This is a genomic window from Rhizobacter sp. P1_G5 (genome assembly GCF_056405435.1).
The window spans coordinates 22,090-28,639 of the sequence record NZ_JBFUCB010000013.1 but is presented as its reverse complement, the minus strand read 5'-3'; the positions used below and the strand labels follow the sequence as shown (position 1 = coordinate 28,639).

The 6,550-nt window shown below is 71.4% G+C and carries 7 protein-coding genes; 5 read left to right on the top strand and 2 right to left on the bottom strand.

Features of this window, described 5'->3' with window-relative positions:
• The 3 genes from AC1D12_RS02260 to AC1D12_RS02250 all read left to right on the top strand — a co-directional run.
• Positions 1-766, top strand: a 766-nt coding sequence (locus AC1D12_RS02260; RefSeq protein WP_477838653.1) for an acetoacetate decarboxylase family protein, incomplete at its 5' end; no start/stop codon positions are given.
• Positions 759-1,616, top strand: coding sequence for a helix-turn-helix transcriptional regulator (locus AC1D12_RS02255; protein ID WP_477827165.1), 858 nt, complete (start codon positions 759-761; stop codon positions 1,614-1,616). The genes AC1D12_RS02260 and AC1D12_RS02255, both read left to right, overlap by 8 nt.
• 66 nt (positions 1,617-1,682) lie before the next feature.
• On the top strand, positions 1,683-2,087 hold the full coding sequence (locus tag AC1D12_RS02250) for a hypothetical protein (protein ID WP_477838651.1): 405 nt from the start codon (positions 1,683-1,685) through the stop codon (positions 2,085-2,087).
• On the opposite strand, the gene AC1D12_RS02245 is transcribed toward AC1D12_RS02250, so the two are convergent.
• Both AC1D12_RS02245 and ruvB read right to left on the bottom strand, forming a co-directional pair.
• On the bottom strand, positions 2,054-2,473 hold the full coding sequence (locus AC1D12_RS02245) for a response regulator (RefSeq protein WP_477838649.1): 420 nt from the start codon (positions 2,471-2,473) through the stop codon (positions 2,054-2,056). The genes AC1D12_RS02250 and AC1D12_RS02245 overlap by 34 nt on opposite strands.
• Before the next feature lie 132 nt (positions 2,474-2,605).
• Entirely contained in the window at positions 2,606-3,661 is a 1,056-nt protein-coding gene (gene ruvB / locus AC1D12_RS02240; RefSeq protein WP_047510246.1) for a Holliday junction branch migration DNA helicase RuvB, read from the bottom strand.
• A gap of 98 nt (positions 3,662-3,759) precedes the next feature.
• On the opposite strand from ruvB, the gene AC1D12_RS02235 reads away from it, so the two are divergent.
• The gene (locus tag AC1D12_RS02235) at positions 3,760-4,155 is read left to right on the top strand and encodes a DUF2946 family protein (protein ID WP_477827163.1); all 396 of its coding nucleotides are present in this window, start codon (positions 3,760-3,762) and stop codon (positions 4,153-4,155) included.
• Between the two features lie 95 nt (positions 4,156-4,250).
• Positions 4,251-6,521, top strand: coding sequence for a TonB-dependent receptor (locus AC1D12_RS02230; RefSeq protein ID WP_477838657.1), 2,271 nt, complete (start codon positions 4,251-4,253; stop codon positions 6,519-6,521).
• Positions 6,522-6,550: the final 29 nt, after the last annotated feature.

Below are 6,550 nucleotides of genomic sequence, written 5' to 3'. Positions count from 1 at the left end.
GCCCTACACCGTCTCCGGCYGCAGCGCGCTGGTCACCGCGCCGCCCTGGCATTACGCCGGCTGGCTGCTGAACATCGCGTTCGGCTTCGATGCCGCGCGCGGTGCCGACCTGGTGCCGCCTTCGATCGGCCGCACGATCGGTCGCATGACAGGCCAGGGCTGCGTGCACTTCGCCGACTGGCAGGCCACCACCGACGGCAGCGAGCTGCTCGACCCGGTGCAGGCGCAGTACCGCGAGACCATCGTCGTGCTGGAGATCGAGCGCGCCGACGGCAGCCGCTGCGGCATCTGCCCGGCGATCTGGGTCGACCAGGATGTCTCGATGCTGCGCGGCCTGCTGCAAGGCTGGCCGAAGAAGATGGGCAGCACCTGGCTCACGCGCAGCCTGCCGCTCGATCACCCGGCCGCCGCGCCGCTGCGCGCCGGCACGCGGCTGGGCGCGAGCCTGGCGGTGAAGGACCGCCGCCTGATCGAGGCCGAGGCATGCCTGACCGGCGCGGCGGGCCGGCCGCTCGGCTTCCTCGCGATGCCGACGCTCGGCGTGGCTGGCTTGCCCGACCTGCGCGAACCAGCCCGCCCGCCCGAGCTGCGCCTGCTGCGCGCCGACATCGCGCAGCCGACCACGAGCGGATGGCATGCGGCCAGTGCGTCGCTGCGTGTGTTCGCGCACCCGCGCGAGGAGCTGTCGCTGCTTGGCGACCTGCAGCCCGGCGAGGCGAGCGCCGGCTGGTGCGGCCTGACGGTCGTCGGGGCGCGCGATGCCTGAGACCGGCCTGACGCGGCATTCGAGCGTGCGGCGCTGGCATGTCGATGGCCGGCTGGCGCTCGAGCAGGTGATGCACCACCGGCCGGGGCAGGAATGGGCGCCGCACTGGCATGACGAATGGTCGATCGGCGCGGTGCTGGCCGGCCGCTGCCGCTTCAGCCTGGGCGGGCGCCGGCACACCGCGTCGGCGGGCGACCTGCTGGCGATCGCACCGGGCGCCGTGCACACCTGCGGGCTCGATGCGGGCGAGGGCGGCGACACGCGCGTCGTGATGGTCTATGCCCCTGTGCCGTGGCTGGCGGCGCGGGGGGTGGCGATGCCGCGGGGCAGTGCGCGTGCGCCGATGCCTGCGCTGGCCGCCGAAGCGCAGGGCTTGTGCGACAACCACAGCGACCGCGACAGCGCCGCCGCATCGGCCTGGCTGAACCGCGCAGCGGCGGCGCTGGCCGATGACCAGTCGCTGCTGCCGGGCGATCCGGATCCCTCGGGCCGTGCGGCGCGCCAGGTGCTGGCCGCGCTGCAGCGTGCCGCGGCGGCCGCCACCGGCGAGACCACGCTCGCGATCGACGAGCTCGCACGCGACTGCGCGCTCAGCCGCGAACATTTCCACCGCGTCGCAACGCGCTGGCTGGGACTGAGCCCCGGCGACTACCTGCGCGCCGCCCGCCTGGCCCGCGCGCGCCGGCTGCTGCTCGACGGCGCATCGATCGCGCAGGCGGCGCAGGCCTGCGGCTTCGCCGACCAGGCGCACCTGACGCGCTGGTTCAGCCGCCACTTCGGCTACACGCCCGGCGCGCTCGTGCAGGCGGTGCGGCCCCCATTTGCGGGCCCCCAGGCGACTTCGCATTGACGCCCGGCGAGCGAGGCCTAGACTTCCTGCAGGTTCTTCATCGGGACCCGTCTGGAGGGTGATGCGATGTCAGTCAAGCGGATGACCAAGGGTGCCCGGCCCCACTCGCTGGGCGCATTCAAACCGGTCGGCCACGTGGTCGTCGCGCTGCCGAGCGACGAGCTCGCGCGGCAGGCGATGCAGGCCCTGGTCGATGCGGGCTTCGACGACGATGACGTGATGTTCATCACCGCCGAGGAAGAAGGCGCGCAGATGCGGCACATGCTCGGCCACGCGAGCCAGCTGGCCGGTTTCGGCTACGAGGTGACGCTGATGCGACGCTACCAGCAGCTCGCCGGCGAAGGCTGCGGCTGGCTGCTGGTGTACGCGCCCGACACGCCGCACGCCGAGCGCGTCGCCGAGGTCGTCAAGCGCTTCGATGCCCGGCTCGCCGAGCGCTACCACTGGTTGGTGGTCGAGGACCTGATCTGATCGCTCAGGGCTGACAGCCGCAGCGGCTCGGAATGCCGCCACATCTCGCTTTGCAGGCGGGGCAGCAGGCCGTGGTCGAGGTCGTGCCGGTCGAAGATGCCGGCGGCGCCGTGCAGTTCTCCGCGCAGTTCGCCCCGCGGTTCGCCGATCAGGTAGACGTGGCAGCCAAGCCGCTCGCGGTGGATCCGCTCCAGCAGGCTCAACCCCTGGCCATCGGCGAGGTCCAGGCTCAGCAGCACCACGTCCGGATCGAGCTGGCGCAGCAGCGCCATCACAGGCGCTTGTGCGCTCGCCTGCCCGACCACCATCGCGCCGGGCAGCGCCATCAGCAGCGACACCAGTTGCCGCCGTTGCGCTTCGTCATCCTCGACCACCACGAACTTCATCGAGTGCTTCCTCCGCCGTCTGATTGTCGACCGGAGGGCGGGGCGGCTGCAGACGGCCGGGCGCCGTGCCGCGTGGAGGGTGACGACGGGTGGGCGTGTAGGTGATCTGCCGACGTGCGTCGGCAGATGGCGTCAGTTGTCGAACAGGTCGGTCGCGGCCCGCGTCGGCGTCACGCCGAGGTGCCGGAAGGCCGCCAGCGTCGCGACCCGGCCGCGCGGCGTGCGCTGCAGGTAGCCTTGCTGGATCAGGTACGGCTCGATCACGTCCTCGATGGTCTCGCGCTCCTCGCCGATCGCCGCAGCCACGTTGTCCAGGCCGACCGGGCCGCCGTCGAAGCGGTGGATCACCGCCTCGAGCAGCTTGCGGTCCATCACGTCGAAGCCCTGCGGGTCGACGTCGAGCATCGCGAGCGCCTTGTCGGCCAGCGCCTTCGAGATGCGGCCGTCGCCCTTCACGTCGGCGTAGTCGCGCACGCGGCGCAGCAGCCGGTTCGAGATGCGCGGCGTGCCGCGCGAGCGGCGGGCGATCTCGAACGCGCCCTCGGCATCGGTCGGCACGTTCAGCAGCCCGGCCGAGCGGTGCACGATGCGCGCGAGTTCTTCGGCGCTGTAGAACTCCAGCCGCGCGACGATGCCGAAGCGGTCGCGCAGCGGGTTGGTCAGCATGCCGGCGCGCGTGGTGGCGCCGACCAGCGTGAACGGCTGCAGGTCGAGCTTGATCGAGCGCGCGGCCGGGCCCTCGCCGATCATGATGTCGATCTGGTAGTCCTCCAGCGCCGGGTACAGGATTTCCTCGACGACCGGGCTCAGCCGGTGGATCTCGTCGATGAAGAGCACGTCGTTCTTCTCGAGGTTGGTCAGGATCGCCGCCAGGTCCTTCGGCTTCTCGAGCACCGGGCCCGAGGTCTGGCGCAGGTTCACGCCGAGCTCGTTGGCGATGATGTGGCTCAGCGTGGTCTTGCCGAGGCCGGGTGGGCCGAACAGCAGCACGTGGTCCATCGCCTCGCCACGCATGCGGGCCGCGCCGATGAAGATCTCCAGCTGCTCGCGGATCTTGGCCTGGCCCACGTACTCGGCCAGGCCCTTCGGGCGCAGCGCCCGCTCGATCGCCTCTTCGTTGGGCGAGCTGGGCGCAGCGCTCACCACGCGCGGTGGCAGGCTGCCGAAATCGTCGGTCTGGATGGCCATGGCCCATTATCGACGGCGCTGGCGAGCGTTTGCGTTTGCTCACGCGGTGTGCAGGAAATGTGCAGAGGCCGTCCGGACGGCTGCGGCACAATCGGACCATGACCTCCCGCCATCCTGCATCGCGATGGGCCGTCTGGGCCTTTGCGCTGGCGCTGCTGCTGAAAGCCGCGGTGCCGATGCTGGCGAGCGCGTCGGCGCAGATGCAGGGCAAGACGCTGGTCGAGGTCTGCACGGTCTACGGTGTCGCCACCGTCGCGCTCGACGACAGCGGCGAGCCGAAGCAGGCGCCCGCCGACCACGCCGGGGCGCATGGCAGCGAGCATTGCGCGCTGTCGGCAGTGCTGGCGCTGGCGGCGCCGAAGCCCGGCCCGGTCATCGCCGCGCTCGCTGCGGCCGAGTCGCCTGCGCCGCCGGTTCGCGCCGGCGCGCCGATCCCCGATGCCGAGGCCGACTGGATCGCCCGGCTCAAGCACGGGCCTCCCTCCCTCACCTGAACCCACCGCCTTGCCCGCGGTGCGCGTGGCGCACCGACGGCCTGTGTGATCGACCGCGGCGTCGTGCGCCCGGTCCTGTTCAGGAGCATTCCGTGATGTACCGATTCACGCCAGCCGCCCGTGCGGTGCTGGCGCTGCTGGCCTGCCTGCCGTTGGCGGCATGGGCCGACGAAGACACCGCTGCCACTCGCGCCGACGCCGACGAGGCGACCGCACCCGTCAAGCACCTGGGCGTGGTCACCGTGACCGGTGGCCGCCGCGGCTCGCTGCCGTCGCAGATCCCGACGACGATCGAAGGCATCAGCGGCGCGCAGGTGCAGGCCAGCATCAACGCGACCGACAGCGAGGACGCGCTGAAGTACCTGCCGAGCCTGCTGGTGCGCAAGCGCTATGCGGGCGACTACAACCATGCGGTGCTGTCGACGCGCGCGTCGGGCACCGGCAACAGCGCGCGCTCGCTGGTCTATGCGGACGGCATCCTGCTGTCCAACCTGCTCGGCAACGGCGCGAGCTTCGCGCCGCGCTGGGGCCTGGTGACGCCGGAGGAGATCGAGCGCGTCGACGTGCTGTACGGCCCGTTCTCGGCCGCCTACCCCGGCAACTCGGCCGGCGCGGTGGTCGACTACCTGACGCGCATGCCGTCGAAGTTCGAGGCCCATGCGATGGTCGGCGCGTTCTCGCAGCCGTTCCAGCTCTACGGCACCGACACCACCTACAACGGCTGGCAGACCAGCGCCTCGCTCGGCGACCGCCACGGCGGCTGGTCGTGGTGGATCAACGCGAACCGGCTCGACAGCGAAGGCCAGCCGCTGGTGTTCGACACCACGGCCACGCCGACCGCCGGCGCCGTGCCGGACACCGACAAGACCGGCAAGCCCTGGTACGTGCGCGGCACCGGCACGCAGTACCGCACGGTGCAGGACCACCTGAAGCTGAAGCTCGCCTACGACCTGGCCACCGACCTGCGGGCCAGCTACACGCTGGGCTGGTGGCGCAACGACGCGGTCGGGCGCTCGGAGCAGTACGTGGCCCCGGTGCTGGGCGGCGTGACCAACCGCGACGGCCTCGCGCACCTGGTGCAGGCGCTGTCGCTGAAGCAGAACGCGGGCGGCGTGTTCGACTGGGAGCTGGCTGCGAGCGTCTATGACTACCGCCGCGACCTGAGCCGCAAGCCCGCCGCCGGGTCGACGCAGCAGCCCGCGTTGTCGCAGCAGATGCTCAACGGCGGCAACGGCAGCGCGACCGACCTGAACGGCACCGGCTGGAACACGCTGTCGGCGCGCGGCACCTGGCGGCCCGCTGGCGAGGGCAGCGCCCATGTGGTCGACGCCGGGCTGCAGCAGGACAGCTTCCGCCTGCGCACCACCGTCTACGGCCTGGCGGACTGGATCAACCAGGAAAGCGGCACGGTCAACGCCCGTTTCAATGGCAACACGCGGCTGCGCTCGGTGTTCGGCCAGGACGCCTGGCGCTTCGCCGACGGCTGGATGGCGGTGCTCGGGCTGCGCGGCGAGCGCTGGCAGGCCTTCGACGGCCTGACGCAGACCGGCACGTTCACGCCGTATGCGCATCCGCAGCGCTGCGAGACCGCCTGGTCGCCGAAGGCCGCGCTGTCGCACGAGTTGCGCGAGGGCTGGGTGCTGAAGGCCTCGGCCGGGCGCGCGGTGCGGTTTCCGACGGTGTCCGAGCTGTACCAGGGCGCGGCCACCGCGACCGGCATCAGCAACATCGCGAACCCGGACCTGCGGCCCGAGCGCTCCTGGACCTCGGAACTCAGCTCCGAATGGACGCTGCCCGACGCGGCGACGCTGCGCCTGACGCTGTTCCACGAGGACACGCACGATGCGCTGTACAGCCAGCCGCTGCCGAACGTGACGCCGGTGACGAACAGCGTGCAGAACGTCGACCATGTGCGCACCACCGGCCTCGAAGCCGCCGCCCAGCGCGAGAACGTGCTGTGGCGCGGGCTCGACCTGCAGGGCAGCGTGACCTATGCCGACTCGAAGATCGTCGCCAACAGCGGTTACGTGAGCACGCCGGGCGACACCGTCGGCAAGTGGCAGCCGCGCGTGCCGCGCTGGCGGGCGAGCGCGCTGGCCGCCTGGCGCGTCGACGAGCGCTGGACCGTCAGCTACGGCGCGCGCTACAGCGGCCGGCAGTACGGCAGCCTGGACAACAGCGACACCAACGGATCCACCTACATGGGCACGTCGAAGTACTTCACGACCGACCTGCGGGTGCGCTTCGCGATCGACAGGCAATGGCATGCCGCCTTCGGCATCGACAACCTGAACAACGACCAGTACTGGAATTTCCACCCGTACCCGCAACGCACCTACAGTGCGGAGCTGCGGTACGACCTGTGAATGCCTCCCTGAAACGGACCCCTGTCATG

Excerpts from the sequence above, each read along its gene's own strand:
- ruvB (WP_047510246.1), bottom strand. The coding sequence starts at position 3,661 with ATGGCCATCCAGACCGACGATTTCGGCAGCCTGCCACCGCGCGTGGTG.
- AC1D12_RS02230 (WP_477838657.1), top strand. The coding sequence starts at position 4,251 with ATGTACCGATTCACGCCAGCCGCCCGTGCGGTGCTGGCGCTGCTGGCC.
- AC1D12_RS02235 (WP_477827163.1), top strand. The coding sequence starts at position 3,760 with ATGACCTCCCGCCATCCTGCATCGCGATGGGCCGTCTGGGCCTTTGCG.
- AC1D12_RS02245 (WP_477838649.1), bottom strand. The coding sequence starts at position 2,473 with ATGAAGTTCGTGGTGGTCGAGGATGACGAAGCGCAACGGCGGCAACTG.
- AC1D12_RS02250 (WP_477838651.1), top strand. The coding sequence starts at position 1,683 with ATGTCAGTCAAGCGGATGACCAAGGGTGCCCGGCCCCACTCGCTGGGC.
- AC1D12_RS02255 (WP_477827165.1), top strand. The coding sequence starts at position 759 with ATGCCTGAGACCGGCCTGACGCGGCATTCGAGCGTGCGGCGCTGGCAT.